The organism is Nguyenibacter vanlangensis (assembly GCF_013376155.1).
In the GTDB taxonomy this organism is placed as follows: Bacteria; Pseudomonadota; Alphaproteobacteria; order Acetobacterales; family Acetobacteraceae; genus Gluconacetobacter; species Gluconacetobacter vanlangensis.
Genome location: NZ_JABXXP010000847.1, coordinates 1 through 1,106, shown reverse-complemented (window position 1 = coordinate 1,106; position 1,106 = coordinate 1). Strand labels below are relative to the sequence as shown.

Sequence of the window (1,106 nt, the reverse complement as noted above, 5' to 3'; positions counted from 1 at the left end):
CGAAGAAGCCGGCGGCCAGGCCGCAGGGCAGCGTCCCGCTGGACGGGCTGGGCTTCACCGTGGCGGCGATCGATGACGTGGCGCGCCAGAAATACAACCTGACCGAGGGCCAGAAGGGCGTGGTCGTGACCCAGGTGGCCCAGGACGGACCGGCGGCCGACAGGGGCCTGCGCCCCGGCGACGTGATCACCGAGGTCCAGCAATCCGACGTGTCCACGCCGGCCGACGTGCGGCGCCTGCTGGACGCGGCGCGGGCGCAGCACAGGCGCTCGGTGCTGTTCCTCGTGCAGAATGCCGACGGAATGCGCTGGGTCCCGTTCCCGCTGGACGGAGCCGACGGGAAATAGGGTCATGACGTCGTCCTCAGCCGCCCCGGCCGGCTGGTGGGCGGCGTTCCGGCGGGCCCAGCATCCGCGGGGCCCCGACCTGCGCCAGGCGGTGCGGCTGCTGGTCTCGGTGCTGCTGTCCGACCTGCTGGCCCGGGCGGTGCATCTGCACGAGCCGGTCTGGTCGGTCATCACCTCGGTCATCGTGACCCAGAGCCGCATCACCCAGACCCTGACCACCGGGCGCGACCAGGTGGTGGGCACGCTGCTGGGGGCCGGGGCGGGGGTCTTCGCCATCGTGCTGATCCTGGGCACGCCGCTGCCCCCCTGGCTGGTGTTCTGGCTGGTGCTGACGCCGCTGGCCGTCCTGGCCGCGATACGCCCCGCGCTGCGCTTCGCGGCGGTAACCTTGATGATCGTGCTGCTGTTCCCCGCGCACGGCAGCCCCTTCCTGCGGCCGCTCGACCGCATCGCCTCGATCATGATCGGGGTGATCACCTCGCTTGCGGTCTCGTTCCTTGTGTTGCATGACGAAGCCAGGCGGGACGTGCTGCGCAGCGCGGCACGCCTGGTCGGCGACATCGCCGACCTGCTGGACCAGGCCCTGCGGGGCACCCTGGACCATGATGCGATCGAGTCGGCGGACGAGGCCTTTCGGACGCATCTGCAGGAAATCTACGGCGCGGTGGCCGAGGCCCAGGTCGAGGGGCTGGGCTTCCTGCGCCGCCGCGGCGATCCGCTGCTGGACGGACTGCCCGCCCTGCTGCGCCGCCTGCGGGG

Annotated in this window: 2 protein-coding genes; both read left to right on the top strand. The window is 72.1% G+C overall.

Annotation, left to right across the window (positions count from 1 at the left end; genetic code table 11):
- Positions 1 to 347 (top strand): PDZ domain-containing protein (locus tag HUK84_RS19595; RefSeq protein ID WP_176641702.1); only part of this gene is annotated, 347 nt, incomplete at its 5' end.
- 4 nt (positions 348 to 351) lie between these two features.
- The coding region (locus tag HUK84_RS19590) for an FUSC family protein (RefSeq protein ID WP_176641701.1) at positions 352 to 1,106 on the top strand (755 nt) is incomplete at its 3' end.